This window comes from Aerococcus sp. L_32, from assembly GCF_050689315.1.
The window spans coordinates 1-993 of sequence record NZ_JBOEQF010000638.1; the positions used below are offsets into that span (position 1 = coordinate 1).

1 protein-coding gene and 1 pseudogene are annotated in these 993 nt (G+C 41.1%); both read right to left on the reverse strand.

Annotation, left to right across the window (positions count from 1 at the left end):
• Nucleotides 1-287, reverse strand: a pseudogene (locus tag ACRCJ0_RS15350) (magnesium transporter CorA family protein); the annotation flags it as partial.
• Between the two features lie 81 nt (nucleotides 288-368).
• On the reverse strand, nucleotides 369-993 hold a 625-nt coding region (locus ACRCJ0_RS15355; RefSeq protein WP_431391065.1), incomplete at its 5' end, for a glutamate ligase domain-containing protein.

Consider the following 993-nt stretch of genomic DNA (forward strand, 5'->3'; position numbering starts at 1 on the left):
TGATAGGTATTCTCGCTAATTACCTCATGACCATAGGGATACTGGATAATGATATAGGTAAATAGGTCGTCGGCATCATTTCGGTAATACTCAATCCAAGACGTTTCAAACTGGTCATAGACATACTCCCCGAAATGGACTGGCAAGTGATAGTCTTCAAGCACCTGCCGGACTTCCCCCTTATCCGGATTTTCATAATGCAACCAGGTTAGTTGCTTGATTTCATTGGCCAAGCCATCTTGAAACTGGTTCTCTTGGTCAAATTGAATCACTTTTTGGTAAACCATCTAATCCTCCTCTCAAGGCTGATAAAAATCTATCTCTTCGCAAAAAGGCCAGCACAAAGCTGACCTTTCAATTTTTTTATTCTAGTGGATAGTTGATTGGCTGTCTGCCAATAGGTCTTCATAAGCGTAAGCGAATTTCATGATATCGCCAGCACCCATAAAGATCATGACTGCATCATCATAGTCTAATAATGGTGATACATTTTCCAATGGTAATACTTGCACAGGTTTTGTTACCTTGTTAGCTAGGTCAGAAACAGATACTTGCTTGTTGTCTTTCTCCCGCGCAGAGGCAAAAATTTCGCATAAGAACACGTCATCTGACAAGTCCAAAGCACCCGCAAATTCGTCCATTAAAGCAATGGTACGGCTGAAAGTATGTGGTTGGAAGACAGAAATAATCTTCTTGTTGGGATATTTTTGACGGGCAGCATTAATCGTCGCTTTAATTTCTGATGGATGGTGAGCATAGTCATCGATTAAAGTCATATCGCCAATTTTCTTCTCAGAGAAACGACGTTTAACCCCACCAAAAGTGCGTAATTCTTCCGCAACCCGGTCTGCTGAGAAGTTTTCGAAGTAGCAGAAACCAATCACAGATAAAGCATTCATCACATTATGTTCACCGAACGTTGGAATGTCAAAATGACCATAGAATTCACCCATTACATGCACATCGAAATGAGAGCCATCAGTAGCTAGATCG